Origin of the sequence: Mycobacterium sp. 852002-51613_SCH5001154 (genome assembly GCF_001667425.1) — a bacterium.
Lineage (GTDB): Bacteria > Actinomycetota > Actinomycetes > Mycobacteriales > Mycobacteriaceae > Mycobacterium.
On record NZ_LZII01000010.1, the window covers coordinates 30,672 to 56,177 of the forward strand.

At 64.8% G+C, this 25,506-nt stretch carries 23 protein-coding genes; 6 read left to right on the top strand and 17 right to left on the bottom strand.

All coding sequences use genetic code 11. The annotated features are described in order from the left end of the window. Nucleotides 1-17 precede the first annotated feature (17 nt). The 3 genes from A5750_RS04220 to sigI form a co-directional block, all read right to left on the bottom strand. A complete protein-coding gene (locus tag A5750_RS04220) occupies nt 18-890 on the bottom strand; it encodes an alpha/beta fold hydrolase (protein WP_066944820.1) in 873 nt (290 codons plus the stop codon). Between the two features lie 13 nt (nt 891-903). Further along, nucleotides 904-1,296, bottom strand: coding sequence for a nitroreductase family deazaflavin-dependent oxidoreductase (locus A5750_RS04225; protein ID WP_197505344.1), 393 nt, complete (start codon nt 1,294-1,296; stop codon nt 904-906). A gap of 118 nt (nt 1,297-1,414) precedes the next feature. Then, nucleotides 1,415-2,305 (bottom strand): RNA polymerase sigma factor SigI, encoded by an 891-nt coding sequence (gene sigI, locus A5750_RS04230; protein WP_066944829.1) that lies wholly within the window; start codon nt 2,303-2,305, stop codon nt 1,415-1,417. Between the two features lie 118 nt (nt 2,306-2,423). Between sigI and A5750_RS04235 the strand changes: the two genes are divergently transcribed. Continuing rightward, entirely contained in the window at nt 2,424-2,966 is a 543-nt protein-coding gene (locus tag A5750_RS04235; protein WP_066944832.1) for a carboxymuconolactone decarboxylase family protein, read from the top strand. Further along, on the top strand, nt 2,963-3,376 hold the full coding sequence (locus tag A5750_RS04240) for a VOC family protein (protein ID WP_066944835.1): 414 nt from the start codon (nt 2,963-2,965) through the stop codon (nt 3,374-3,376). The genes A5750_RS04235 and A5750_RS04240 overlap by 4 nt, the downstream gene beginning before the upstream one ends. Before the next feature lie 347 nt (nt 3,377-3,723). Here A5750_RS04240 and A5750_RS04245 read toward each other — a convergent pair whose 3' ends face one another. The 14 genes from A5750_RS04245 to A5750_RS04300 form a co-directional block, all read right to left on the bottom strand. Next, nucleotides 3,724-4,479 carry an SDR family oxidoreductase gene (locus A5750_RS04245; RefSeq protein ID WP_066944838.1) on the bottom strand — a complete coding sequence of 252 codons (756 nt, stop codon included), beginning with the start codon at nt 4,477-4,479 and terminating at the stop codon, nt 3,724-3,726. A 287-nt stretch (nt 4,480-4,766) separates the two neighbouring features. Further along, nucleotides 4,767-6,233, bottom strand: coding sequence for an MFS transporter (locus A5750_RS04250; RefSeq protein WP_231989122.1), 1,467 nt, complete (start codon nt 6,231-6,233; stop codon nt 4,767-4,769). Nucleotides 6,234-6,303: 70 nt separating this feature from the next. After that, nucleotides 6,304-6,453: a hypothetical protein gene (locus A5750_RS25145; protein WP_231989123.1), complete on the bottom strand. Its 150-nt coding sequence runs from the start codon at nt 6,451-6,453 to the stop codon at nt 6,304-6,306. Nucleotides 6,454-6,499: 46 nt separating this feature from the next. After that, entirely contained in the window at nt 6,500-6,889 is a 390-nt protein-coding gene (locus A5750_RS04255) for a Rid family hydrolase (RefSeq protein ID WP_066944843.1), read from the bottom strand. A gap of 51 nt (nt 6,890-6,940) precedes the next feature. Beyond that, nucleotides 6,941-7,870, bottom strand: coding sequence for an NADP-dependent oxidoreductase (locus A5750_RS04260; RefSeq protein ID WP_231989135.1), 930 nt, complete (start codon nt 7,868-7,870; stop codon nt 6,941-6,943). Nucleotides 7,871-7,929: 59 nt separating this feature from the next. Beyond that, entirely contained in the window at nt 7,930-9,435 is a 1,506-nt protein-coding gene (locus tag A5750_RS04265) for an NAD(P)/FAD-dependent oxidoreductase (RefSeq protein ID WP_066944850.1), read from the bottom strand. Further along, nucleotides 9,432-9,944 (bottom strand): hypothetical protein, encoded by a 513-nt coding sequence (locus A5750_RS26260; protein WP_231989124.1) that lies wholly within the window; start codon nt 9,942-9,944, stop codon nt 9,432-9,434. The genes A5750_RS04265 and A5750_RS26260 overlap by 4 nt, the downstream gene beginning before the upstream one ends. 84 nt (nt 9,945-10,028) lie before the next feature. Continuing rightward, nucleotides 10,029-10,475, bottom strand: a complete 447-nt coding sequence (locus A5750_RS25155; protein ID WP_082948371.1) for a cupin domain-containing protein — start codon at nt 10,473-10,475, stop codon at nt 10,029-10,031. 259 nt (nt 10,476-10,734) lie between these two features. Then, nucleotides 10,735-11,655, bottom strand: a complete 921-nt coding sequence (locus A5750_RS04270) for an NADP-dependent oxidoreductase (RefSeq protein ID WP_066944855.1) — start codon at nt 11,653-11,655, stop codon at nt 10,735-10,737. Continuing rightward, on the bottom strand, nt 11,655-11,900 hold the full coding sequence (locus tag A5750_RS04275; RefSeq protein ID WP_082948372.1) for a hypothetical protein: 246 nt from the start codon (nt 11,898-11,900) through the stop codon (nt 11,655-11,657). Before A5750_RS04275 ends, A5750_RS04270 begins: the two co-directional genes overlap by 1 nt. A 649-nt stretch (nt 11,901-12,549) precedes the next feature. Further along, nucleotides 12,550-12,906: a phosphoenolpyruvate carboxylase gene (locus A5750_RS04285; protein ID WP_231989125.1), complete on the bottom strand. Its 357-nt coding sequence runs from the start codon at nt 12,904-12,906 to the stop codon at nt 12,550-12,552. A 556-nt stretch (nt 12,907-13,462) separates the two neighbouring features. After that, nucleotides 13,463-13,774 (bottom strand): protein UsfY, encoded by a 312-nt coding sequence (gene usfY, locus A5750_RS04290; RefSeq protein WP_156659082.1) that lies wholly within the window; start codon nt 13,772-13,774, stop codon nt 13,463-13,465. Nucleotides 13,775-13,816: 42 nt separating this feature from the next. Next, on the bottom strand, nt 13,817-14,197 hold the full coding sequence (locus A5750_RS04295; protein ID WP_066944867.1) for a hypothetical protein: 381 nt from the start codon (nt 14,195-14,197) through the stop codon (nt 13,817-13,819). A gap of 437 nt (nt 14,198-14,634) precedes the next feature. Continuing rightward, a complete protein-coding gene (locus A5750_RS04300) occupies nt 14,635-16,332 on the bottom strand; it encodes a sigma-54-dependent Fis family transcriptional regulator (RefSeq protein ID WP_304441114.1) in 1,698 nt (565 codons plus the stop codon). Nucleotides 16,333-16,701: 369 nt separating this feature from the next. Here A5750_RS04300 and A5750_RS25160 point away from each other — a divergent pair, with 369 nt between their 5' ends. The 4 genes from A5750_RS25160 (at nt 16,702) to A5750_RS04315 (ending at nt 24,650) form a co-directional block, all read left to right on the top strand. Then, a complete protein-coding gene (locus tag A5750_RS25160) occupies nt 16,702-16,917 on the top strand; it encodes a hypothetical protein (RefSeq protein ID WP_082948373.1) in 216 nt (71 codons plus the stop codon). Between the two features lie 475 nt (nt 16,918-17,392). Beyond that, on the top strand, nt 17,393-20,185 hold the full coding sequence (locus tag A5750_RS04305; protein ID WP_066944875.1) for a LuxR family transcriptional regulator: 2,793 nt from the start codon (nt 17,393-17,395) through the stop codon (nt 20,183-20,185). 93 nt (nt 20,186-20,278) lie between these two features. Next, nucleotides 20,279-23,092, top strand: coding sequence for a LuxR family transcriptional regulator (locus A5750_RS04310; protein ID WP_066944879.1), 2,814 nt, complete (start codon nt 20,279-20,281; stop codon nt 23,090-23,092). A gap of 454 nt (nt 23,093-23,546) precedes the next feature. Continuing rightward, nucleotides 23,547-24,650 carry an alpha/beta fold hydrolase gene (locus A5750_RS04315; RefSeq protein WP_082959032.1) on the top strand — a complete coding sequence of 368 codons (1,104 nt, stop codon included), beginning with the start codon at nt 23,547-23,549 and terminating at the stop codon, nt 24,648-24,650. The last annotated feature ends 856 nt before the right edge of the window (nt 24,651-25,506 follow it).

Consider the following 25,506-nt stretch of genomic DNA (forward strand, 5'->3'; position numbering starts at 1 on the left):
ACGGGGGCGAGGGCAGGCTAAGACTGCGGTCGCTCAACAAATGACGTCAGGGCCGCGGCCACCACGTCGGGGTCGTCGCACATCGGAAAATGGTTGCCCCGGCGAACCTTCAACTGGCGTGCTGCGGGGAACAACGCCTTCCAACGCGGTTGAAACCTCAGCGGATCGTTGAATTGGCCGAAGACCGTCAGCACCGGCCGGTCGGCAAGGGCACCCCGCAAAGCGGTCTCGACTTCTGCGTAGAGCGCCGGCGCGCCGCGCGCGTCTCGGAAGTAGGCGTGCCAGGCGCGGCGCGCCGATGCGTCGATGCCTTTCCGGAAGACCGCGCGATCCGCGCGGCCCCAGTGTCGGCCAACCCCGAAGCTGGTCGACGTCAAGCGAGGGAGCGCGCCCGTGGCGGCGTCCAGTTCGCGGACGGGGGCACTCCCCATCGCGGCGAGCATGCCTCGGAAGGCCGGGCCCGTCGGCGTCCACGCGAAGCAGTTGACGGCGGCCAGCGCCGTGACTCGGTCGGCGCAGCGCGCCGCGGCCAGGATTCCGGCCGGCCCGCCCAGGTCGTGGGCAACCAGCGTGACGTCACGCAATTGCAGCGCGTCGATGACGGCGGCGACCGCTTCGCCCGCTTGGGCAAGCGTCGGGGATGGCAGCCGGTCGCTGAGCCCGCAACCGGGTGCATCAACAGCGACGCAGCGAAAGTCGTTTTGCAGGCGCAGCAATACATCACGCCAAACGAAGCTCCAGCTTCCGACGTGAACGAACAACAGGGTCGGGCCGCCGCCGATGTCGGTGACAGCAATGCGACCTCGGTCATGACTCAGCGCGTACGTCTCCCATGGCCACGCCGACGACGGCAGCCAGCTTGGGCGATCAAGTATGGCAAGCGTTTTCATGAGGAAGCCTCCTTCATAGGGTGGTTTGAATGCGCAGCAGCAAGAACTGCCTGACGCCCAGCAGCTTGAATCCGAATCGTTCGAAGGCGTTGAAGGCCTGGCGCACCGGCTGCTTTGCTTCCACCGTGTCGACGAACCGGGGTCGCACTGCGTGATAGCGCCTGCCGCGTAGCTGCACAACGCAGTGCCCGGCGGCCCGTACATTGCGCGCCCAATCCGATCGATTGCCGAACGACAACGGAACCACGATCGTGTCGCCCGCCACGGCGGCGCTCGTCGGAGTGACGTAAAGCCTGCGGGACCGACGCCCGACGTGCTGGACCCGGGCCATCATCGGCAGGAAGCGTCGTCCGGCAACCGTGCCGACGAGCGGGTTGAGCGCTTTGGTCAATGGCCTGATGACCAACCGAACGGTCCTCGAAGGACCTACGGCAACGAATTGTCCGTTGCGTGTTTCCGAATCTGGTTGTCGTGCTGGCGTACTCATGCATAAGAGGACGAGAAGACCGGCGATTTTGTGACGCCTACCGGGCCGCACCGAGTTCGGCGCGTAACGGACCTAGTGCCGAATCCCGAACGAGAACATGGATTTTCACTACCCTGCCGTCCTCGATCGTCAGCGCCAGCAGACCGGCAAGGCGACGGTTGACGAACGCCAGGATCGCGGGTTGACCGCACACCGGTTGCGCCACCAGGACGGTGTCGGGCCGGCCCCAGTAACGCAGAATGTTTAGGCCGACTTGGTGGGCGCCGATGACGACAACACCACCGCGCGCATCGATTTCGCCGGAAACATCGCGATGCAACAGAGTCATCAGCGCGTCGAAGTCACCCGTCGAACATGCTTCGATGAACGCCCTGGTGATCAGGCGGTGCTGGGCCGGTTCCACCAGGCCGGAGCCCGCCGAGCTTCCCGGTTGATACCCGTTGATCTTGCGCCGGGCCCGATGCGCCAATTGCCGGCATGCGGGCGCGTGGCTTCCGACCGTGGCGGCGATGGTGTCAAAGGGCACTTGAAAGACGTCGTGCAATACAAACACCACTCGCTCTGCGGGACTGAGGCGTTCGAGCATGATGAGCAGGGCCAGCCGAACCTCCTCGTCGAGCGTCACTCGATCGGCGGGATCGATGGCTGACAAGTCGCGGTCGCGTTGTTGTTCGGCGATGTCTTGCGGGCGTTCGCGACGCGCCGACGCCGCCTTCATGTGATCAAGGCAGAGCCGGCTGGTCACCACGATCAGCCAGCCCCGCTCGTCGTTGATGTCGCCGACCGGCACCTTCAGCAGCCGAAAGAATGCCTCCTGCACCATATCTTCGGCCGCCCCGACGTCGCCCAGCATCCGGAAAGCGAGGTCGACCAGATATGCGCGATTCGCCTTCCACGCAGCACTGATCCGGTCGTCTTGAGCATCCATGAAGTTAAGGACGGGATGGGCCGGCCGAATGTGACATCGCGGCCCCGGCAGTCACATTTCAGGGCGCTGCACCGTCCTTCCAGTCACCCATCCAAACCGATCAGACGAGGTTAGAAAGATGAGCCGGATACCCACACACACCGTTGGCGACGCCCCGCAAGCCTGCCGCGGCCTGCTGGAACACGTGATCCAATTTTCGCCGACCGGGCGCCCGATGAATCTGCATGCTCAGATGGCGCATTCACCGGCGGTGTTCGTCGCATACACATCGCTTCGCGCAGCAACCGCTGAGCACGGCACGCTCGGCCCGCAGTTGTCTGCCGCCCTGATGCTCGCGGCGGGCGGCGCCGTCGCCAACGACTATGTCGCCGGAATCACCAGTCGGCTGGCACAGCTGGCGGGATGGACGGACGAACAGGTCGCGGCATTGCGCGTCGGAAGCGCCACTGGCGACGACAAGATCGACGCAATCGCCGGACTGGTCAGGGAAGCGGCTGCCAACCGTGGGAAGGTCGCCGACACCACGTGGAGCCAGGCACTCGATGCCGGCTGGAATGACGAACAGCTGGCGGAGGCCTTCGCGTATCTGGGTCTGGCCGTGTTCACCGCCTATTTCCTGAACTATGCGGAAACCGATCTCGACGTTCCGGTTGCGGTATGACGACTGCGCCGCGGCTCGAACTGGCGCAGGTGCGCTTCGTCTCGGCAGCGATCGAACCGATCGCCGCGTTCTATGCGGCTCTGTTGGGCGTCTCGGTGCCGTTCAATGGTCATTACCTCGAAATGCCGGCGGGTCCGGCGTCGGTCGGATTCTCCCGAGTCGGATTCACCGAGGACCGTGCGCCGCGTGCGGCAGGCAAGATGGCCCTGGCGGCACAGGAAGGCGAGATGATTCTCGACTTCACAGCCGCCGATGTTGACGGCGAATATACGCGCATCAACACCCTGGGCGCGGCCTGGTTGATGGCGCCCACGACGCAACCCTGGGGCAGAAGGTCGATGCTATTGCGCGACCCCTACGGCCACCTCATCAATGTTTCGTCCTCCACCACAGAAGATTTCAGGCGTTGAGCAGCCGCTCGCCGATGACCCGCTCTGCCCGCAGGGTCGCCAACTCGTCCGCGGACTGGGTAACCAGGGGTGCCCGGTGGATGGTTGACGAGAACGGTCAGCACATGGGCATCGTCAGGAATCGACGGTGGCCGTACTTCCTGCACCACGGTTATTGTTGATTTCGATTCGGAGTCAGTCGTATTCTGCAACATTTGTTATCCCCCTTGTGGTTGCGAAAACGGAAGCACAGCCGGGCCTCCGTCGACGTTAAACGCAGGCTAACGCTCCGAGACAATGCAAACTGCCTGCTACGCGGGCAAGCGCGGGGCGGTCGATTGGGATCACTTGAGTTCCACTCAATTTCGCTAAACGCGGCTGGAGTACGCGTCGATCCAGTCGGAGTATCGAGTCGTGAAGATGGTGGCGTCCTCGTCGGGTGCGAGGGTGTGATCGTCGATCACCGCACCGAAGTATGGCGCCAGGGCGTCAGTCACGACCTGACGTTGATCACCAATGGCGGCAAGGCCCGTGCGGACGAAGTCGTCCATTCCCATTGCTTCGGGTCCAGCGATCTCCGTTACTCCGTTGATGGGATGCCCGACCGCCGCGCGGGCCACGGCGGTGGCGACATCGTCGGCCGCGATAGGACGGAACAACGCGTGGGGCAACCTGACAATGTCTCCGTCTGTCGCGGAATCGGCCAAGCCAACCGCGAATTCGTAGAACGGAGTTGCCCGCACGATCGAATAGGGCCGGCCCGAGTCCTTGATCAGGTCTTCCTGAGCTGCTTTCGCGGTGTTGTAACCGCTATCTGGCATGGTCTGCGCGCCCACTACGGACAACGCGACATGGTGCTTGACTCCTGCTTCCCGTTCAGCAGAAAGAAGATTCGTGGTCGTGGTTGTGAAGAAATGCATCACAGGTCCGTCGTCGAACAGTGGTGAATCGGCCACGTCGACCAGGACATCCGCGCCGGCGACGGCGTTGGCGAGGCCTTCACCGGTGAGTGAATCGACACCTGATCGGCGTGAGGCGGGGATCACGTCGTGCCCCTGCACGCTGAGTTTGGACACTACTTTCGAGCCGATCAGCCCGCGCCCGCCCATGACTACGATCTTCATGATGAACCTTTCAGAGTTGCGTTTGATTGGTCACTTCGGTTTCGTGCCTTCCGCCGCCGTTCGAACCGCCGAAAGTCGGTAGTCTCACCGATGGGCTCTTCGTATCGACGCCGCATACGGCCCGTGATCAGGCGCCCCGCAAAGGAAGTGACGATCCCGCCCGGGTCTGGTCGTACTGAGCATGAAGCGAGGCGGGGTGAGTTGTCATCACCCCAACCACCTATTCACCCGGGGTGAGTAGTACGCCGCCGTGAACCGAAGCGTGATTGGGTCGGTCGGGTGAACGATCACTGCGGAGGTGATGGTTCAGTCGCGGCCGAGGGGCTGCTGGCCAGGGCGGGTTGCACACCGGGCCGGTCGCGGCATAGCGCCGCGATGTCGCAGGGCACAGGTTCACACGCAGGGAGATTGGTTATCAACAGCGCGGCGCATAATGCGCCAAGGCCGAAGAGTGCCGCGCTCAGCTCTAACACGTGGGCGAATCCGATGGCGCTCGCCGTATCAGTGCTGATCAGGCCCAGGGACCCGATCGATACCAGCGCGGCCAAACGCGAGACGCCGTTGTTGATCGCCGACGCCACCCCGCTGTTCTCGGTCGGCACCGACGCCAGTGTCACCGACGTCAGCGGTGTGATCGTCACGACCAGCCCGATGGCCAGCACGGTCATCCCGGGAACCAGGTCGGTGATCGCTTGGAAACCACTAGGTTTCGGGCGGATCAGCAGCAACCCGATTCCCGCCAAAGCGGGGCCGACAATCAGGAACGCACGTGGTCCCAGCCGCGCGGCAATGCGGCCGACATGGCGGGCAAATAGGAACGACAGCGCCGGGATCGGCAGGGTGGCCAGTCCGACCGCGGTGGCTGAGTATCCGCCAACTTCTTGGGTGTAGAGGGCGATGGCCAGCGATCCCAGCGTCAACCCGCCGTAGACGAACGCGGTGACGAGGTTGGCGGCAGCGAAGTTGCGAAAGGTGAACAGCGGCAACGGAAGCATCGGAGACCTGCTGCGGTGCTGCCAACTCACGAAGCCGGCCAGTGCGGCGATCCCGATCACCGCTGGTGTGAAGACCGTCGGGACGGTCCAGCCGTCGCGTTGCGATTCGATTAACGCGTATACGGTCGCGGCCAGCCCTACCGCCGATAAGCCCACCCCGGCCGTATCGACACGGGCGCCTTCGACGCGCCCCGACATCGGACAGAGCCAGAACGTGAGTGCATACGCGACCGCCATGGGGATCGATGACAACACGAAAATCCAACGCCAGCCCAAGAAATCGACGCACATCCCGCCCAGCAGGGGGCCCAACGCGAAGGCGGTTCCCGTCCACCCGGTCCAGACGCCGATCGCCGCGGACTGGCGTGCCTTGTCGAACACCGTGTTGATCAGTGCCAGCGAACCCGGCACGAGGAAAGCCGCACCCAGCCCCTGGACGAGGCGCGCGGTGACCAGCGTCGCCGGTGAGGTGGCAGCCGCCGCCAGAACCGAGCCCGCCCCAAACGTCAACAGCCCGAACCTCATTACCGGAACGCGTCCGAACAAGTCCGAAATGGACCCGCCGGGAAGAATCGCGGCCGCCGTTGCCAGCAGGTAGCCATCGATGATCCATTGCTGCAACGCCAGGCCGCCGCCGAGGTCGTGCTCGATGGCCGGCAAAGCCAGGTTGATGACGGTGGAGTCGAGGAACGCGACCATTGACACCATCACCGCAACCACCATCGCACGGTTGGTCGGTGCCGCGTCGCGCAACGTCACTGCCGCCACCGTTCGGCGAGTGGCGATGACCGAGCGTCAGAACCGTTGTGTGCATTATTCATTGGCTTGCTCACCACCGGTCGAAATGCCCCACGTCGTCGAGCGGAATCCGTCGAGCACGGCGGAAGGTCGTCCCGGTGTAGTAGGCGGCGGGAATGGTCGTCGCGTGATTGACGTTCTCGCGCAGGCCGAGGATGGCCCGCATCTCGTCGTCGGCCATTACGGTCACCCCGGTCCACGTGGTTCCCAAGCCCCGAGGTACTCGCTCATGCCGGCAGGATGGCCGTGACTTCGACTTCCACGCGGATGTTTGGCCACACCAGCCCGTCGATGATGCTGAACATTGCGGCGGGTTCGTGGCGGATGATCTCTTTGCTCACCGCCAGGTAGGCGGACGCGTTGTCACGGCTGGTGACCCATTGGCGCATGTAGACAATGTCGGTGAGCTTGGCGCCGGCCTTGGCGAGCGCCTTTTCGACATTGGCCCAGCACTGCCGGGCTTCGTCGGCGAAGTCCTCAGGCAGGGTGCCGTCTTCGCGCACGCCGGGCGTTCCGGAGACGAAAATCTCTGTGCCGCCGCCGGATACGGCGACAGCGTCGGCGTATTGGCCGATGTGATCGGCCACTCCGGTGCGGATCCGGGTAATGGTGGTCATCTCGAGACTCCTTGGTAGTGTGAGGTTTTTCGGTGTGTGATGGCATCTTCGTCAGGTGTCTGTCTTGATGACCACTCCGCTGGGCTCGTGGCCTGCGACGACTTGTGCGAGGGTGTAGGCGGCCTGATCCAGGCTGCAGGAACGCGGGGTTGGCATGCTCAGCCGCTGAGAGGCGAGTAGCGCGGTCAGGCGGTCGAGTTGAGCGCCGTCGGAACGGACGTAGACCGCGGTCACGGTGATGCCGCGGGTGGATGCGGGCGGGTCGGGAGTGATGGTGGCCAGCCGGCCGCCGTCGGCAAGCGCGGTCATCGCCGCAGCGGCACCGCTGGGGGCTGCGTTAGCGACGGTGTTGATGGGGTTCTTCGCCAATCCCCTTGCCTGTTGTGGCCACATCCGATCGCGGTAGTCGATTACTTCGCGCGCGCCATACCCCCGGACTCGGTCGGCGCTCCGCGGGCTGGCGGTGGCGAGCACGTCGACGCCGCGTAGGGCGGCCAGCTGGACAATGAGCCCGCCGGTGATTCCGCCCGCGCCGTGAACGAGCAACGTTCCTCCAGCGTGAAGGGCCAACGCCTCGCCGGCCACCTGCTCGGCGGTCAACGCCGGCACCGGAAAGATCGCTGCGGTCTCCCACGAAATCCCTTGCGGTTTACGGGCTAGCGATCCCACGGCTGCGATCAAAAAGGGCGCCCACGCGCCTTGGTCGCGCAGCGGCACCGGGTGACACAGCACGTCATCACCCACACTGAATCCGTTCGGGTGGGCACCCACGGCCCTGATGACCCCGGCGGCCTCGACGCCGAGCGCCAGTGGAGGGCTGATGCCGACGTCCCAGCCGCCGGTGCGAATGATGTCGTCCCAGTTACCAACTCCGGCACTGCGAACCTCGATGAGGACCTCGTCGGCCGCCAATGGCCGCGGTTCGTTTACTTCGATCGTCTCCACTTCGCCGCCGAAAGCTCGGACCCCCGCTGCGAGCATGGTCACGGTGAGACGACCAGCCAGGCGTAAGTCATTGTGGTCCTCTCAAGGGTCGTTCTCTAACCGGTCTGATAAACAAGGTGATTCGCTTGACCGCTGTCGTCCTGTGTTCTCTGCCTCCCGTTTTCCGGTAACGGGGTGAGTTCGGACTCTTGGTCGAGTAGCAGATCCCAGACCTGATTGACCGTCGGATGTGGCGCGACGGCATGGCGCAGGAGACTGACTGGAATCTTCGCGACAATAGCCAGGGTGGCTGCTTGCACTAGTTCGGAGAACTCCGGGCCGACAAATGTCGCCCCGAGCAGTGTGTTCGTCTCGGCGTCGATGACCAACTTCGCCCATCCCTGGAAACCATCCCGGAAAAGGGCCAGAAATGACAGTGTGCCGGGGTAACGGGCCGTTCGCGTCCGCACCACGAATCCTTCTGCTAGAGCTTGACTTTCCGACCGCCCTGCTCTGACGACTTGAGGCTCGGTGAAGATAACCTGTGCAAGGCTGCCCGCATCACGGGCGGCCAATTCGTTCTCCCTGAGTTCTCGCCCCGCGGCCCGCGCCGCGATGATGTCGGCCACGAGATGGCCGTGGTAGGTGGAGATATGCGACAACCGAGCACGCCCGGTGGTATCGCCCAAGGCGTACAGCCAGTCGCCTATGACGCCGACCGCCTGAAGATGGTCGTTAACAGAAACGAACCCGCCGCTTGGCAGGCCAAGGGTTTCCAGTCCGATGTCGTCGGTGTTGGTGCGCCGTCCGGCGGCCAGGACGACCTCGTCTACCTCGATGGTCTGGCCGTCGAAAGTTGCGGTGACGGGCCCGCCCGCCACGGGGCGGGCTACCGCCGACAACTCCGTGTCAAAGTGGATCGTGAGGCCTTTGCTTCGCAGTGACTGCGCGACCAGGTCGCGGGCTTCGGGTTCGCAGCCGGGAAGCAGAGCGTTCCCGCGTACCAGAAGTGTTACCGCCGAGCCCAAACCGGTGAGGATTGTCGCGAACTCCACACCGACGGGGCCGCCACCCACCACCAGCGCGCGAGGTGGCACTGCCGTCATGGTCGTCAAGTCCCGATTGGTCCACGGGCGTGCTTGCGCCAACCCAGGTATCTCCGGCACGTTAGGACGTGTGCCGGTGGCCACCACGACCGCGTGGCGTGCCTCCAAAACGGCTTGGGTGTTATCGGCACACGTCACCCGCACTGTTCGCTCGCCGCTCAACCGGCCGAGCCCATGAAACACTGCTACACCCGCTTGCCGCAGTGATGCTGTTCGGTCTTGGTCCGAGAGGTGCTCGATGATCGCGTCGCGTTTGGCGAAGACGGCCGCAATGTCCAATCCTTCGTCCGAAATGGTTTCTCGCACGCCAGGAACGGCCTTCGCTAGATTGAACACCTCGATCGGACGAAGCAGTGTTTTGCTCGGGTTGCAGCCCCAGTAATGGCACTCCCCAGCTACCAGACGATCCTCGATGAGCGCTACCGAGAGACCTGCCGACGCGAGCTTTCGTACGGCGGCCACGCCGCCGACCCCGCCGCCCACGACGACCACGTCGAAGTCTTTGCCGGCCTTCATCTACCGTCACTCCCGATGGCCGCTACGGGCGGCTGTATTGGCTTGCGACGGTTGCGAGTGTCCGGACTGGACGAGGTGCCAGGTGTGTGTGGTGTGGGCGGCGGCGTTGTGCCAAGTATCGCGTAGGCCGCGGCTGCGCTTGCTGCGGAGAAGACACTATAGCTAAGCGGTGACTCTATCCCGAGGGATACAGCCATCGCGGTTCCAAATATTATGAGCACCAAGCAAGTCGCCACGCCGACGAGTTTTGGCCGCCAGCCGGCCAGGAGCAAGACCGCCAGGGTCGCTTCGGTCACGGTGGCGGCCCAGACAATGACGGTCAATAGCCATCCGGAAGCAAACGGAACAAGCCTGTGGACATAGCCGGCGAAAGCTCCCATGCTCCCCCAGCTACCCTGCCCAAACGGCTTCCACCAACCGAATCGGTCGGCAACAGCGGACAGAAAGGCCGCCGCGAGCGACAACCGTAGGGCTATCTGGACAACCTGGCTCGAATCATGCGTGCGCATGGACTGCTCCCGCTGTGTCGTATTGCGGCGATGGATGATTGTCGTCAAATTCGTTCATGTCGAGCAATCCAAACTTCTGGATCGCTAACGCGTCGGCTCAGTTCTCGCGTTGTCGGCCGTGGTGAGCGGGGCGTCGCCCGTATCGAGTAGGAAGACGGCGAGAAGTTCAGCAGGTTCGGTGGCGCTGGCATTTTCACTGATCGTGTGGTGTGCGCCGGGGGCTTCACTCCAAGTCTCACCGGCGTGATAGATGCGTGCAGGCTCACCTTCGACTTGGCTGCGGATCGCTCCGGAGATCACGTAGGCCATGATGAACGCCGATTTCGCGTGGTGGTGAGCTCCGCTTCTTGCTCCGGGCGGATAGCTCACGGTCACCGCTTCAAATGATTTGCCCGGAACGTTGGTCGGTTGATTGAAAACTGTTCGGACAACCGGGTTTTGATCAGAGTTCTCTGGCGCCGGTTCGGCATGGGCCGCGGGCGCGAGCAACACCGCAATAGTGAGAGCGGCGAGTGGTATTTTTAAGACCATTTTTGACTTGCCTTCGCTTCGGATGTCTTGACGACTAGCTGAGGTGATTGCACGATCTGGGCTGACCCGCGCACGCCCGGAGACGGATCGCACCCCGTAACCGGCACCGGTAGCTGGCAGCGACGGCGCGCGGTCGCTTGTTTCTGTTGTACCCCAAAGGGTTCGGTGGACCGACGTGGGGGTAAGACGCCTCCCAGTAACACGCGAGCAAACGAGTGTATGCACGCGTGCACGCACTCCAATCACGAAAGGTTCCATTTCAATCTTCTGCGACGCGCAGGATCGTCTTGCCAGGGACGCGCTTGCCGTTAGCGAATGCGGTGACAGCTTCGGCCAATGGCAGCACGGCACCCACCACCGGTTTGAGGCGTCCATCGCGTACTCGCACGGCGAGCTCGGCCAGCTGGGCGCGATCGGCTTCGACAAGGAAGAAAACTGCCCGCCCGTCGCGCGGCTGGGTCTTTGGCGGCTCGGCGATGGTGACGAGCGTTCCGCCGGCCCGCACCAAAGCAGCCGATCGGTCGAGGACCTCTCCGCCTATCACGTCAAACACCACGTCGACTTCGCCGGCGTCCTCTAGCTTTTCGGTCTCCAGATCGACGAAGGTGTGGACGCCGACCTCCCGCGCCCGGTCTCGGTCTGCGGTCCGGCCGGTACCGATGACGCGCGCACCGACCTCGCGAGCCAGCTGCACCGCTATCGACCCAACCCCACCCGCGGCACCGTGGATCAGAACCGTTTGTCCGGGTACGAGGCGGCCGTGGTCGAACAGGCCCTGCCAGGCGGCTAATCCAGAGATCGGCAGCGCCGCCGCCACAACATGGTCGATGTCCATCGGCAGCGGTGCCAGATTGCGGGCTTCCACAGCGGTGTACTCCGCAAGCGAGCCGTTGCGGGCCCAATCGGCGAGCCCGAACACCCGCTGACCGATGCTTAAAAGTGTTGTGCCGTAGCCCAACTCAACCACGACGCCCGAAAGCTCGTGGCCGGGCACACTCGGCATCCGGTCATGGCCTGCGCGGTCGATCCAGGTGTGCGGCCAGTCAAGCTCCCCGCGTGTGAAACCCGCGGCGTGTACCCGCACGACGACATCGTTGTCGGCGGCCTGGGGATAAGGCAGGTCGGTCAGCGACAGGCCAGCGACACCGGCGTCCCGATCTGAAACAGTGATGGCTTGCATTACACGTCCTTCCTGATGTTGGGTGTTGTCGCCGGGTCAGCCGTGGGTTGCGGTTGTACGCTGACGAGCTCAAGGCCCAGATCACGGACCCGGTCCAGGAGCCCGTAAAGCTGTGACTGGTCGCGGATTTCACCGGTGAATTCGGTTCCGGCCGGACCGGCCTGCAGGCTCATCCCTTCTAGCGCGGACCCGAGCCGCTCGCTCAGGCTGCCCCGAATGCAGATCCGGTACATCGTCGGCTGCACTTGATCCTCCGCTCGCCAGCTGATGATTCAGCGTTCACCGACGCGGGGTGAGTCGTCATCACCCGGCGAGCTAATTCACCCGGGTGAATGCATAGGCATCACTGGGCGGATCGGCGAGCATCAGGCCGGCGACAGGAGGACTCTGGGTTCACATCTCAAGCGCTGCTGCCCTTACCCAAGACGGCGAGGTTCAGCGTTCCACCGCAGCCAGCGCGGTGTCAGCGCCAGTCGCCGCCATCTCGCGGCCGCGGTGTCACAGTCATGGTGCACTGGCGCCGAGCCAGGCCCCGGGCTCATTGTGCCAGCTCTGGTTTGACGGCCGACGCGCATGCCCGGCATAAGCGCGCACTCTGGCGGTCGGCGAATCTTGGTGATGCACTCAGTCTTTGACATGCACCTCCGCACACCGGGCACTCTTGGCCGGCGGCAGCCGCCTGATGGTCACGGCGCTCCCAGACGGCCGCTCGTCCCCGCCCCAACGCCTTGCGGCGTCGCCTACCCCCGCAGGCGATCATCCCGGCCGCAACCAAGGATCCCGCACAAACGGCGGCGGCGACGCCGAAATCGACCAGCTGACCATTGATCAACACGAGGACCGCATAATCACCGGCCGCCACAGCCACAAACAGGGAGGCAATGCGTAATCGCGTCATGGCGCCAGCCCGTCGAGCCCGATCGAGCGGACGGCAAAGATGCTGCGCAGGTATCCAGTGGGACGCCCGCATGTGGCGCACATCGGATGTGTGCCGCATCGGGACGCCACCTCGCGTTTATCGCCGACGTAGGTCGCCATCGCCCACTGCACGGTAGCCAGACAGGGTTGACAGAGCGTCTCGATGAGGTCGCCGTCTGGGGTTAGCCCCATCTGGTCACATCCGTCGACGGCGTGTATCTCGGCGACCGCGACCGCCGGCGCACCGCACGCAATGCCGGTCGACACGCCCTGGGCACTACAGATGGGCTGCAGCGCGTGTAGTTGATCTTCGATCGTCGGCACGGTCTCCATGACGGCATCTCCTTTCCGATGGGCCCAACGCCGGGCAGACGCGGCGGCGTCCCGGATTCGATGCGGCAGCCATGGTGTTCGCGCGGCGCCGGATGCGCATTCAGCAGCCGGTCGTTGAAATTGGCGACGCCTCATCTGATTTCTCCAATTTGTGGCGATGGTTTCTGCGGTGGCTAACGCAGCAAGGTGTCCACCACCACCGCGACCCGTTGCTCACTTATGCGGCTCCGAACGCAGACCGGGTACAAGGTTCGGTTCCACGTATCCTCGGCTGCGATCTGTTAAGCCAGCATTCAGTGAGGTGGGATGAGTGGACATCACCCCGCAAACTGATTCACCCGGGCGATTTGGCGAGTATCGCTAGCGGTAAGGCAGTAATCGGTTTGCGATTGCGGCAATGGCGATCACGGAAGAAGCGCCTGGAAACGGGGCGGGGGCGATTCACTCACAAGCAGAAATACGAAATATGTTGGAGTGCAACATCATAATAGGTGCGCAGGCGTTACGGCTTGCACGTCCGTGAACGTCATTGTCGACGGGGCGCTCCGCTGTGTGATCAGCGAGTGCGCGGGTGCGTCCGACTGCCTGGGTGTGCGGCGTCCCACTGCGCATCGATGCGGGTCACACGGTGGTTCTCGATGATGAGCCAGAGCGCTCCGGCGACCGCGCCGAGGACGGCGATGAGCACCGTGGTGGAAAGCCATTCGTAATGTCGATAGGCAGCGGCTGCCGCCGTGCTGATCAGGCCGAACATCGCCACGACCAGCAGGATCAGCCCTGGCCAGAAGAAGTTATCCTTCATCGCAATACCCGCGTGCGGTTGCGTGGTCCGGGCGTGATCCGTCGGATCGTCATGGGTGTCTCCCATCACGGCTCCCTCCGTCGTCGGATGAGATATCAAAATATTTGGTCAAGCGGAGCCGGCCCCGTCGCGGATGAGCAACTCGGGCAGCGTAATCGCCCCAATCGTTGTCACCAGCCACACCACAACCGTCGTGGCCAGCCAGGATGGCACGCCGTCAATAGTTAGCCCGTGCGTCAAGACCGACGCGAGGATCAACGCGACGATCGTCAATGCCAAACCGGTGCCCCCAAGAAACAGCGACGCGTACGGATGGGGCAACTTCAAGATCCACAATGACAGGACCGCCTGCGCTGCCGCGAACACCACTACGGCGACGACGAACCCCGATGCCGACAACGAAACCGCAGGAACGATCCAGGCCGCAATCAGTAGTCCGATCGCCCACGATGCCAGCAGCACAACTGCCCACAAGACGACTTGTCTCATGGCAATGTCGCCAACGCGTCCGCGAGTTCGATCTCGGGCAACGCATCCAGTGCATCGAGTCGTCGAGTTGGTTCAGATACGGGAGCGCGTCGTTGACGAACCGCGCAGGTCAGCTCTGGGTCGCGCGAAGCCAACCGCGAGCCGATGGCTGCCGGGTGGTCAACCGTTGTTGCCATGGGCACATCCTGGGCCTAGTCGGGGTCAGTTGTCATCGTCCGAGTCGCCGATTCACCCGGGTGATTCTCCGAATTCCCGGCAACCGGGGTTCACCACCGAGCGCGGGGTGAATCAAAGCTGAGCGCGTCATTTTAAGACGCCGCGGTGCGCTGCAGTCCTCTGCTTTGGCTATCCGGAGGCAGCGACAGCAAATGACGGGGGCCGCGGCGCTACGCGGGATGACTGTGGGCCAATGCTTTTGGGCCGACAAGCGTCGGGGATTACGCGATGCCGTAGTCGTTTATCTTGCGGTAGATGGTCGCCCGCGACATTCCCAGGGCGCGCGCCGCCTCTTGCTTGTTGCCACGGTTGTCTTGGAGGCTACGGACGATCGCGTCGCGCTCGAGGGCTTCCATTTGGGTCAGCTTCCGCCGCGTGATGGAGCGGCACTCCGGTGGCAACTTGTCGGCGCTGATGGTTCCCGATCGTTGGCGGGCAACGGTTTCGGTCAGAACGCGCCGCAGCTGCGAGACGTTGCCCGGCCACGGCAGCCTGCTGAGTTGGCGCATGGCATCGGGTGCAAGCTTCACATCAGCACCCCGGGTGATCTCACGCAGCAACAGAGGCACCAATTCCTCGAGGTCGTCAATCCTGTGTCGCAGCGCCGGCACTGTGACGGTATGGGTGAACAGCGGCAGCAGCTGCTTGATCGGTGCTGAAGGAGGCCCGGAACTCCTGGTCGCCGCGATCCATCCCCGGCCTGCGCGCGTGGCCAGCATCGAGGTGATCGATTCGAGTGTGTCCTTGTCGATGTCATCCACGTCGCCGATCACCACCGCGAAGTCCTCATCGCCGGACGCAGCCGCCAGCTCGGCAACGAGACGCGTCGCGTTGGGGAAGGTCTCGGCGCGCATCACCCGGACAGTTCGGCCCGGTTTCACGTCCCGCCCCACCGCCTGGGCCAACCGTGCCCGGCCGGATCCTTTCTCTCCTTCGAGCATTACCCAGTCTCGGTCGCGGCAGCACTGCCGCACCTGCTGGCAGCAGCGCAACCACGCGCTGTTGCGACCTGCCAGACCAGGGATTTGGGTGTACGACGAGTGGCCGACTGGCGCCGAGCGCGAGCTCGTCTCGGCGGAAAGATCAACGTGGAAAACGACATTGGTCCGGCCGCTGCGTATCGTCGAGCGGTCGGCGGCAGTGATTTTGGCGATGCGCCCGCTTGGCAGAACAGCCAGCGCCGTGCCCGACAGCTTGGAGCTGAGCAGATCCGAGGCGTGTTCGAGCAGCGCGGTCTGCTCGTTGCCGTCCAGTGCCCGACGCAGATAGGGGTTGATCAACACCACATCGCCACCAATCGCGAGCACACCGCTCGAAGACCGCCGTGCCTGCTGCAGATACGCCTCCAACAGCGCAGTCTCACCCTGATGGGCCACCGCCCGCATGCGATCCTCAATTTGACGACCGGCGCTGGTAGCCAGCGCGAGCAACAGTGGGTCGGATTCGTCGGCCAGACAACTCAGATTGACGGTGCCGATTACCCTGCGCGTTATCGGATCCCGGATCGGCGAACCCGCGCACGCGAAACCGGTGAACATAGCGACGAAATGCTCGCCGCCGCAAATGAACGCGGGCCGCCCGGTCTCGAGCGCGGTGCCAATCCCGTTGGTGCCCGCCACCTCTTCAGCCAAGCTATAGCCCGGTATGAGGCTCACCCTGTCCAACGCGTTGAGGATGGACACTTCTGCGGCGGTCCGTTCAACCACCACCGCGTCGGTTGATGTCAGGATGACGCTGACAGCTTGCGCAGCCAGGTCATCGGTGACGCACCGCAGCACCGGCGCGGCCGCACGCGCCAACCGCGAACCCATATTTGGTTCACGCACATACGGCAGCTCGACCCGGTCCGGGTGAACGTGCAGGGCCTCGGACCGACGCCAGGAATCCAGCACGCTTGGGGGCAAGGTCTCCGCCTCCAAGGACCCCTCGCACAAGAACCGTTCCCTCACCCGGCGAACATCGGTTTGGACGCCGGCCCGCAAGATCATCGACGCATGGACCTCGCTCCCGACAGAGCGGTGCAGCCGCCCCCCAATACTGGCGTCTCAGATTGAGACGGCCAACCCTGCTCAGATTGAGACGTTCAGTGTACGCCCGCGGCGGTGTCATGGGTCATGTCAGCTAACACATCGGACGGATCGGAAGAGTGATGGTGAGGCCGCGGCGGATGCAGCGCCGAAACGCAACGGCGGCTTGGCCGCCGGGCGATCCAAGGCCGGCCATCCCCGCTCGAGTCACCCGATGCAGCGCGACAACCACAGCGGTGATGCAGCGAAAGGCGTGGAGAAATGACCATCTATCAGCTGACCGATCGCCTACACGACGGCCGCACCGTACGCGTCCAAGCAGATCAAATCGCGGCGACAGTGGCGTCATGGCTGGCCGAGCTGGGCGCCTGCAGTCCATTAGTAGAGCTGCTCAGCCGAGCGGTGCGCGATGGTGACTGGCCTGCAACGCACGAGATAGCGGACTATCTGTCGGTCGAAGTCCAGGTGGCAGCATGACGTCGCGGGGGGAGTCGGAACCGCTTTTTGAGGCAGGCTCGATCCCCTCACCGACGAGGCCGCTGTTTCAGACCGCCTTCGACAACTTTGATCGCCGGTCACCCACCGCGGTGGACATCCAGAATCCCGATCGCCGCCATTCGCTCGCGATCGAGGGTCGCCGGAGCCAGTCTGGCGACTTCGCGTTGCGGTGGTGGGCCAGCGAGGCTAACGCCCCCGCACCGTGTAGGGGCGGGCTCCGATGACGGTCAGGCCACCAACTTCTGCCCCTTGTGTTCCCGTGGATCGTCAGCGCCCACCCGAGCGCGTGAATGTGCCAGGTGCGTCGCAACAAATGGTCGAAGCCGTTTCACAGGAGGTGGGGCGCGGTAACACGCCTACACTGGCTACCAGCGCTAATGGTCGCGACAACTGTGGACGATACAACGGGGAGGCCTTCCGCCCACCTGCTTCACGTCGGGGGGCGGCTGTTCGCGTGAGCACCGCCAGGACGTCGGGGAACGTGCGCATACCGCCGATTCGTGGGCGAACGGGCGAGCTGAAGGTGATCGACGCGCTGGTCGCGGCGCTGGCTCAGGGGCGCGGGGGCGTCCTGGTCATCGAGGGGCCGCCGGGCATCGGGAAGAGCCGCTTGTTGACCGAGGTCTTGGCGCGCGCCGAGGAAGCCGGTGTTCGGACACTATTCGGCGAGGCGTTCGAGTACCAGCAGACGGTGCCGTTTTTCTCGCTCTTCATGGCAACCCTGCGCGCGGATCCCCCTGTCGGCGATGCGGAAGCGTTGCGCCGCCTAGGCGGCTCGGCCGATCTGCGTTACTGGGTGGTACACGATCTGGCCGACGCGATTCATGCGGCAGCTGCGGAAATCCCGCTGGCGATTGTGCTGGAGGACATCCACTGGGCCGATACCGGCACGGCGTTGGCGCTGCGGTCGCTCGCCACAATGCGCCCGGATGTGCCTGTTTTGTGGGTGCTGACCGCCCGCGCCGGGGCTGGCGGGCCTGCGGTGCAGGAGACCTTGTCGGTGCTGGACCGCGCGAACGCCACGTTCGTGCGATTGGCCGCCATGGCGCCGGACGCCGTCGCCGACATGGTCTGCGACGCCGTGCGGGCGAGGGCAGATGCATCGCTATTGGATCTGGCCGCCAAGGCGCACGGCAATCCGTTTTTGGTCACCGAGCTGATCGGGGGTCTGGGCGAGGAAGGCCGGCTCAATCTCTCCGGGGGCCGTGCGATGGTCACCGGAGACGGGTTGCCGCGGCGCCTGGGCGCAACGATGCATCAGCGGCTCGACCTGCTCTCCGAGGGTGCTTCCGAGGTGGTGCGGGTGGCCGCGGTGCTGCCCGACCGGTTTTCGGCGGGCTTGCTGGCCGCGATGCTGGAACGGTCGCCCGCGTCGTTGCTCTCGGCGCTCGAGGAGGCGGTGCGCGCGGATCTGCTCGTGGAAGATGGTGAGCGGCTGAGGTTTCGGCATGACTTGCTGCGTGAGGCCACCCGGCAGTCGTTACCCCAGTCGCTGCGGCGAGCGATGGAGCGCCAGTCGGCCTCGGTCATGCTGGGCATGGGCGCGGCCCCGGCCGAGGTCGCCACCCAGCTGGCCCGAAGCGCGGAGCCCGGGGACAGGGAGGCGGTCGGTGCCCTGCGGCAGGCCGCTCAGTCGGTGGGCCGCGGCGATGCGAGTGCGGCCGCGGACTTGTGCAAGCGTGCGTTGGATTTGTTGCCCGACGATGACGCTGAGCACGGCTCACTGGTAGCTGAAACGGTGGAGTTGCTCAACCGGGCCAGCCGCTACGGCGAGGCCGAAGAATTGGCGGTCACCGCGCTCTCGGAGGCGGCGTCGCCGGAGGAGGAGGCGGAGATTCGCCTCCGGTTCCCGACGATCAATATGCACAGTGCCCAGCGGCGGGTCGAGGAGAATCGCCGAGCGCTGCAGTTGGGCGGCGTCAGCGAGGTCACCCGGGCGCGGCATCTGGCCTTGCTGGCCTACAACCTGCTCTACGACCAGCGTGGGCAAGAGCGCGCGGCGGCCGACGAGGCCGCTGCGGCTGCGGCAGCGACCGGCGATATCGAGTCCAAGATCGTGGCCGATGTCGCCCTCGCTTGTCTCGACTGTGCGGACGGCTATGCGGGCCGCGCCCTTCGCCGCCTCGAGGAGGCCGGCGCGCTCGCCCGCGCGAGTGATCCGACACCGGCCCATGACTTGCTTGCGGCGCACCACGCGAACCTGCTGGCGGTGGTCGGCCGGTTGGACGACGCCGCAGCCCAGATCGCCAACGGAATGGAGCAAGCCCGCCGGGAACGCAACGCGATGGCCCTTGATATCTGGGCCGACATCGACGCCTGGGTTCATCTCGCCGCGGGCCGGTTGTCCGCAGCTCGCGCCGAGGTTGAATCCCTGCCACGCCCGCGGCGGACAGGCGCGACCGACCTGGACGTGATCCGCATGGCGCTTCTGGCCAAAGTGGCGGCGCACACCGATGACCGAAACTTGCTGCAGCAGACGGCCAATGACGCTCGTAACGCGTACCCCACCGGCGCATCTACCGTACGTCGGGCAGCGGCACACGTGCTCGCGCTGGCAGCGTGGCAGCGCGACAACGTCCATGACGCGATGCGCTGGCTCGGCGACATCACCCTACTCGGGACACCACTCACGCCTGAGGTCTTGGATCTGGTTGCCTTGGGTGCGCGGGTGGCCTCGGCCGGCGGCGATGCCGGTTTACGCGCACGTGTCCTGCAGGCCACCGAGGCACTGGAGCGTGAGCGGTCACCGGTGCCGCTGTTCTCGGGGGTGGCCGGATATGCCCGCGGAATCCTCGAACGCGACGTCGACGCATTGGTGGCGGCCGCGGAGTTGCTTCACTCGTCGGCGCGGCCGCTCCTTTACGCAAGCGCGGCCGAGGATGCCGGCGGCGAGCTGAGCCATGAACAACGCAACGCTGAGGCGCTCGACCATCTCAACGCGGCATTCGACACCTACGTCGAGCACGAAGCGATTTCCGATGCCCGCCGGGTCGGCCGCGCGCTGCGCCGACAAGGCGTGGAACGGCGCATCGTCACCCACCAGCGCGCAGCAACCGGCTGGGACAGCCTCACCGACTCCGAACTCAAGGTCATCAACCTCATCGCACAAGGCGCGACCAACCGCGACGTCGCCACTGCACTGCACCTCTCGCCCCACACCGTCAAGACCCACGTCCACAACGCATTCGCCAAACTCGGCATCACATCCCGCGCCCAATTGACGCAGCTCATGCGGCCTTCGGATTGACCGACAGCAAATCTGGTCGATGCAGTGCACGGCCTACAATGACGTGCACTGCAATGCACAGTGCGGTGGACAATCCGCTAGACAGGACACCCGATGGGGTCTTCGACCGGCCTATTCGACGTCGGCGGCCAGCGCCTGGTCACTCCGCCGATTCGCGGGCGGGCAGACGAGCTGAAGGTGATCGGCGCGCTGCTCGCTGCGGTCGCCCAGGGGCACGGGGGCGTACTGGTCATCGAGGGGCCACCGGGAATCGGGAAGAGCCGCTTGCTGACCGAGGTTTTGGCACGCGCCGAGAAAGCCGGTGTTCGGGCACTATTCGGCGAGGCCTTCGAGTATCAGCAAACGGTGCCGTTCTTCTCGCTGTTCATGGCGACGCTGCGCGCCGATCCCCCGGTTGGAGACGCCGAGGCACTGCGCGAACTGGGCGGCTCGGCGGATCTGGGCTATTGGGTGGTCAACGATCTGCACAATGCGATCAATGCCGCGGCGGCGGAAACTCCGCTGGTGATCGTGTTGGAGGACCTTCACTGGGCCGATACGGGCACGCTGTTGGCACTGCGGTCGCTGGCCGCCGCAGGCCCGGATGCAGCGGTTTTGTGGGTCTTGACTGCCCGCACCGGGGCCGGTGGGCCGGCGGTGCAGGAAACCTTGTCGGTGCTGCACCGCGCGAACGCCACATTCGTACGATTGGGGGCCATGGCGCCGGATGCGGTCGCCGACATGGTTCAAGACGCGGTGCGGGCGACGGCGGATGAGTCTCTATTGACGCTGGCCGCCAAAGCGCACGGCAATCCATTCCTTGTCAGCGAGCTTGTGCAGGGTTTGGGCGAGGAGAACCGCCTGAACGTCAGCGGCGGACGGGCGATGGCCACCGGAGATGCGCTGCCGCGCCGGCTGGGCGTCGGTATGCAGCAGCGACTGGACCTGCTCTCCGAGGGTGCTTCGGAGGTGGTGCGGGTGGCCGCAGTGCTGCCCGACCGGTTCTCGGCGGGCTTGCTGGCCGCGATGCTGGACCGTCGGCCGGTCGCGTTGTTGTCGGCGCTCGAGGAGGCGGTGCGCGCGGACCTGTTCGTCGAAGACGGTGAGCAGTTGAGGTTTCGGCACGACCTGCTGCGTGAGGCCACCCGCCAGTGCTTGCCGCAGTCGCTGCGGCGGGCGATGGAACGCCAGTCGGCGTCGGTCATGCTGAGTATCGGCGCAGCCCCGGCCGAGGTGGCCACCCAGCTGGCGCGTAGCGCCGAGCCGGGGGACCGGGAGGCGATCGACGCGCTACGGCAAGCCGCCCAATCGGTTGGCCGCGGCGATGCGAGTGGGGCCGCGGACTTAAGCAGGCGCGCGTTGGAGCTGTTGCCAGCCGACGACGCTGAGCATGGATCGCTGGTCGCCGAAACGGTGGAGTGGCTCAATAGGGCCGGCCGCCACGGTGAGGCCGAAGAAATAGCAGTCGTGGCGCTCTCAGGGGTGGTCTCGCCCGAAGTCGAGGCCGAGATCCGCCTCCGGCTCCCGGCGCACACCAAGCACACCACCCAATGGCGGGCGGAGGAGAATCGCCGAGCGCTCGAGTTGAGCGACATCAGCGAGGTCACCCGCGCGCGGCACCTGGCGTGGCTGGCATACAACCTTGTGTTGCAGGACAAAAGGGGGCAACAGCGCACGGCAGCCGACGAGGCTGCCGCCGCCGCGGCAGCCACCGATGATCTCGAGGCCACGATCATGGCCGAGGTCACCCTCGCTTTGCTCGACATTGGTGAGGGGCACAGGGTCCGCGCCCTAGGCCGTCTCGAACAGCTTTGTTCGCTGGGCTACACGAATGATGCGGCCTTGGCGCATCACTATGCCGCAATGTACTTCGCAATCCTGCTGGCAGTGGTCGGCCGGTTGGACGACGCGACGACCCGGATCGCCGACGGCGCAGTGCAGGCCCGCCGGGAAGGCAACGCGATGGTCCTCAATATGTGGACTGTCATTGGTGGGATTGTTCACCTCGCTGCGGGCCGGTTGTCGGCCGCACGCGACGCGGCTGAGCCCCTGCCGTCCCCACAGCCGACAGGCGTGAGTGAGCCGGACCTGCTGCGCATCGTGATTATGGCTTCGGTGGCGGTGCGCACGGATGACCGAAACATGTTGCAGCAGATGACTAATGACGCACATGATGCCTACTCGAGCGGCTCACCTGCCATCCGTCGAGGAGCAGCGTATGTGCTCGCGCTGGCGGCTTGGCAGCGCGACGACGTTCATGAAGCGGTGCGCTGGCTCGGCGGCGACATCGCCCTACTCGGAACGCCACTGCAGGTCTATGCCTTGGATCGGCTGATCTTGAGTGCGCGGGTGGCCTCGGCCGCCGGTGATGCCGGCTTGCGCGCACGGGTCCTGCAGGCCACCGAGATGCTGGAGTGCGAGCGGCCCGCCGTGCCCGTGTTCTCTGGGGTCGCCGGATATGCCCGCGGGATACTCGAGCGTGATGCCGACGCATTGGTGGCTGCCGCGCAGTTGCTTCACTCGTCTTCGCGGCCGCTTCTGTACGCGGGCGCTGCCGAGGACGCCGGCGCCGAGCTGAGTCGCGCACAGCGCAATGCCGAAGCGCTCGACCAGCTGAACGCAGCATTCGACGCCTACATCGAGTGCGAAGCCATCGCCGATGCTCGCCGGGTCGGCCGCGCGCTGCGCCCACTAGGTGTGGAGCGCCGCATCGTCAGCCAACAGCGGGCTAAAACGGGCTGGGACAGCCTCACCGACTCCGAACTCAAGGTCATCAATCTCATCGCACAGGGCGCGACCAACCGCTCCGTCGCACAGCAACTCCATCTGTCCCCCCACACGGTGAAGACCCACGTGCACAACGCATTTGCCAAACTGGGCATTGCCTCCCGCGCCCAATTGGCGCGGCTGATGCGCGGCGCTGATTGACCAACACGTCAAATACGGGCGCCGCCTGGTACTAGACCCATCCGGCCCTAAACATCAATCCTCGGGCGATGGTTTTGCGCGGCCCGCACGACGACCGTGGTAGCCGACAACTGATCACGTTTTCACCCAAACCGACGGCCTGCTGGGCCACGCCCCGTGCGGGTGAGCACACAAGGGAATGAGCGAACAATGTTGAACGCGGTGCTTGGAATGCTGGCGATGGTGCCAGTGGCTTTCGGTCTTGCTGGGTACGCGATGGTGTCCCGATGACCGCCGGTCACGCCAGCTCGCCGAACCAGCAAGCAGGACCGTACATCTCGATGCGCACCCGTGCCGGGCTAGCTGAGCGGCAATGACGATGCCTGGCTGGATTCCTCGCCCGCGAAAAACTGCCATGCCCGGTAACGAAGCGATGACGCCCCAGACGCCGCCAACGCGATGCGGCCGTAGGCGAATGCGGACACGCCGATCGCTGGCCCGCGACCGCACAGTTACCACGAGCGATGGCGTCTCGCTGTCGGTTCGTGACTGGGGATCTGACACCGCCGGCCATACAGTCGTACTTCTCCACGGCTTTTGCTTGAACAAACAGTCTTGGAACATCCAGATGAGCCAGCTGATCGGTCGCTGGGGCAACAGCATCCGAATCATCAGCTACGACCACCGTGGTCACGGCGACTCCGGGAATGCGTCAATGCACACCTACCGGATCGACCGACTCGCCGACGACCTCGCCGAGTTGCTTGTCGCACTTGGTGTTACGGGCCCGGCCACCCTGGTCGGGCACTCGATGGGAGGCATGGCGGCCTTGGCCTATCTTCGCCGGCCGGCCAGCAAGCGTCCCGTTGAGCCGGAGAACCTTGTTCTCGTCGCGACCGCTGCGGGAAACCTCTGCTCGCATGGGCTGGGCCGGCTGCTGAGCACCCCCGCGACAAGCATGCTCTACCACCTCGTACACCGCATGCCCCGCGGGGGTACCGATGAGGTAGTCCAATTCCTCGCCCGGCCAGTCTGCGCGGCACTGACCCGATATGGCGGATACGGTGAAGCCGCGCCAAAATCGTTGGTCGCGATGTCCGCTGCCGCCATCAACGCCACCCCGTCAACTACCAAAGTCGGCTTCCTGCGCGGTCTGAAAGAGTACGACTGCACTCAAACCCTGAGCTCTGTCACGGCCAAAACAACCATCATCAGTGGAGGAGCGGACAGACTCACGCCGATGTGGCACGCCCGCGAGCTGGCCGACGCTATCCCCGGGGCGACGCTCATCCACCGGCCCACCGCAGGGCATACGCTTTTGCATGAAGTCCCACAAGTGGTCACCGGAGCCATCAGCTCCGCCATCGCCGCCGGCAGTCCGGCGCTCGCGGCCGGGAGCCAGGTAAGTCGGTTGGCACAGTCCGACGCCGTTACCCGGGGCATCGACCATGGTCGTTCTGGAGCGTGTGACCCCGCCGCGACCGCGGCGTCGGAAAGCCCGCCAGGCGACTTCCGCATCGACCATAGCGATTCGGCAGCCATGGCCTCGCCCGTTGACATTGAGGAGCGAGCGTCATGACCCGGCTAGGCACGGCCTCCGCCCTACTCGGAGTCTTCGCAGGCGATTACACGTCGGCAGCATGACCGTTCGGCGGGCTGGGGCTGCGTGAGCGCGTTCCAGCCCGCCGAATTCCATGTGCAAGGACTCAGTGCGAAGACCGCTTCTTTCGCCGCTCAGACGAGAGTTCCTGGCCGGCAATGACTCTGATCGCGTCACCCGCTTGCGATCTTTCTGAGAACTGCACTCCCCCTACACGCTGGCGACCCACGTGCACAATGCGTCGCCGAGCTCGACATCCGATCCGCGCGCCCAATTGGCGCAACTCATGCGCCGCTCGGATTGACCAGTCGGTCAATTATCAAGGTCACTAGCTATACACCGACCCGGTCCTAAAGATCACCCGCTGGGTGATGGTGACGGGCTGTCCGCGCTGCGAACGTAGTCATTGAGCTCTGGATCGCCGCGACCGCCGCCGCTCGACCAGGAACCGGCGCCGGAGAGCAATGACACAGAGGAATTGAGTAACGACGATGAGCGCGGTGTTGGGAATGTTGATGATTGATCCCAGTGGTGGTCGGCGTCGGGGGGTACGTGTTGGAGAACCGACGACCGTGAGCATGCGACGACGCCGAAGGGCAGACCCTCCGGCGCTACCACGGCGTCTCACTTTGAGACGTCCGATCACCTCATGTTGAGACGCTCACCATCCGCGCACCGCGGTGTCATCAGTTGCAGGAGTCATCCCATCGATGGGAAAAGAGGGGAAATACGGTGAGCGGGCACAGCGTGAGCGCGGCGCACAAGAAAATCCTCGAGCCGTTGGCGGCACTTGGGCCCGCCAGCCGGAACGGGCACCGCGGGCGTGCGGCGGAGG

What these genes read in the sequence shown, in the direction of transcription:
- sigI (WP_066944829.1), bottom strand. Translation starts at nt 2,305, where the DNA reads ATGGATGCTCAAGACGACCGGATCAGTGCTGCGTGGAAGGCGAATCGC.
- A5750_RS04315 (WP_082959032.1), top strand. Translation starts at nt 23,547, where the DNA reads ATGCGGACACGCCGATCGCTGGCCCGCGACCGCACAGTTACCACGAGC.
- A5750_RS26260 (WP_231989124.1), bottom strand. Translation starts at nt 9,944, where the DNA reads ATGCGCACGCATGATTCGAGCCAGGTTGTCCAGATAGCCCTACGGTTG.
- A5750_RS04255 (WP_066944843.1), bottom strand. Translation starts at nt 6,889, where the DNA reads ATGACCACCATTACCCGGATCCGCACCGGAGTGGCCGATCACATCGGC.
- A5750_RS04235 (WP_066944832.1), top strand. Translation starts at nt 2,424, where the DNA reads ATGAGCCGGATACCCACACACACCGTTGGCGACGCCCCGCAAGCCTGC.
- A5750_RS04295 (WP_066944867.1), bottom strand. Translation starts at nt 14,197, where the DNA reads ATGAGACAAGTCGTCTTGTGGGCAGTTGTGCTGCTGGCATCGTGGGCG.
- A5750_RS04285 (WP_231989125.1), bottom strand. Translation starts at nt 12,906, where the DNA reads ATGGAGACCGTGCCGACGATCGAAGATCAACTACACGCGCTGCAGCCC.
- A5750_RS04270 (WP_066944855.1), bottom strand. Translation starts at nt 11,655, where the DNA reads ATGCAAGCCATCACTGTTTCAGATCGGGACGCCGGTGTCGCTGGCCTG.
- A5750_RS04260 (WP_231989135.1), bottom strand. Translation starts at nt 7,870, where the DNA reads ATGCTCGCAGCGGGGGTCCGAGCTTTCGGCGGCGAAGTGGAGACGATC.
- A5750_RS04240 (WP_066944835.1), top strand. Translation starts at nt 2,963, where the DNA reads ATGACGACTGCGCCGCGGCTCGAACTGGCGCAGGTGCGCTTCGTCTCG.
- A5750_RS04265 (WP_066944850.1), bottom strand. Translation starts at nt 9,435, where the DNA reads ATGAAGGCCGGCAAAGACTTCGACGTGGTCGTCGTGGGCGGCGGGGTC.
- A5750_RS04220 (WP_066944820.1), bottom strand. Translation starts at nt 890, where the DNA reads ATGAAAACGCTTGCCATACTTGATCGCCCAAGCTGGCTGCCGTCGTCG.
- A5750_RS04310 (WP_066944879.1), top strand. Translation starts at nt 20,279, where the DNA reads ATGGGGTCTTCGACCGGCCTATTCGACGTCGGCGGCCAGCGCCTGGTC.
- A5750_RS25155 (WP_082948371.1), bottom strand. Translation starts at nt 10,475, where the DNA reads ATGGTCTTAAAAATACCACTCGCCGCTCTCACTATTGCGGTGTTGCTC.
- usfY (WP_156659082.1), bottom strand. Translation starts at nt 13,774, where the DNA reads ATGGGAGACACCCATGACGATCCGACGGATCACGCCCGGACCACGCAA.
- A5750_RS04245 (WP_066944838.1), bottom strand. Translation starts at nt 4,479, where the DNA reads ATGAAGATCGTAGTCATGGGCGGGCGCGGGCTGATCGGCTCGAAAGTA.
- A5750_RS25145 (WP_231989123.1), bottom strand. Translation starts at nt 6,453, where the DNA reads ATGGCCGACGACGAGATGCGGGCCATCCTCGGCCTGCGCGAGAACGTC.
- A5750_RS25160 (WP_082948373.1), top strand. Translation starts at nt 16,702, where the DNA reads ATGACCATCTATCAGCTGACCGATCGCCTACACGACGGCCGCACCGTA.